The following is a 925-nucleotide window of genomic DNA, read 5'->3' as shown; positions in this document are numbered from 1 at the left end:
GGCGAATTTACAATTGAAATGCAACACAAAGTAAAAAAATAAACCCATACCGGGTAGAATATGTTTAACGACCAAATCAAACAATTCGAGGTATCCGGTATGAGCTATAAACATCTTACTATAAAAGAACGTGAAATACTTATGTTTTTACGAGCTAAGGGGTTATCTATCCGGGCTGTTGCGTTACGGCTGGGGCGAAATCCAAGCACTATTTCACGGGAGTTAAAACGTTGTGCAGGTAATTATTCCCCAAGCAAAGCAGATAATGACTATCATCAAAAGCGGCAGAATTGTCACAAGAAGCGGCTATTAGACAGCCATCCACAATTACGCCGTCAAATTGTTCATTACATCTTAGATCTGCACTGGTCACCAGAGCAGATTACCGCTCGCTTTAATAAGGAACATCAATGGTGTGTTAGCTACAACACAATTTACCGTCATATCTATCAACACAATTTAGGTGAGAAGTACTCCTCACGTGGTGATACCGGTATTCAGCGCCATCTCAGACATAAACATCGGACTCGGCATTCAAAGAATACTAGACGACATCGAGAAGTACAGACCGACTATATCTCGATCCATGAGCGCCCTGGTTTTATCAACCAGCGTCAACGTATAGGTGACTGGGAAATTGATACTGTGATTGGTCGAACGGGTCACTCCATCCTTTTAACGATTGTCGATCGGCTTAGTCGGCTTACGCTTATCAAAAAGGTTGTGCAAAAGGACTCGCAGGAGATAAATAAAGGCTTAGTTGAACTGTTAGGGGCCATTCCTAAAGAATTTGTTCATTCTATTACACCAGATCATGGGACCGAATTTCTTCATCTTGATGAAATCAGCGAAAGGTTAGGTGTTACTGTCTATTGGCCCGATCCATATTCGCCTGAACAGCGTGGAACAAATGAGAATACAAATG

At 41.8% G+C, this 925-nt stretch carries 1 protein-coding gene; it reads left to right on the top strand.

All coding sequences use genetic code 11. The features are described 5' to 3' along the window. Window positions 1-99: 99 nt before the first annotated feature. Window positions 100-925, top strand: an 826-nt coding sequence (locus FC15_RS06660; RefSeq protein ID WP_201779858.1) for an IS30 family transposase, incomplete at its 3' end; no start/stop codon positions are given.

It is taken from the genome of Lapidilactobacillus concavus DSM 17758, from assembly GCF_001435835.1.
Taxonomy (GTDB): domain Bacteria; phylum Bacillota; class Bacilli; order Lactobacillales; family Lactobacillaceae; genus Lapidilactobacillus; species Lapidilactobacillus concavus.
This window is presented reverse-complemented; position numbering and strand designations above follow the sequence as displayed.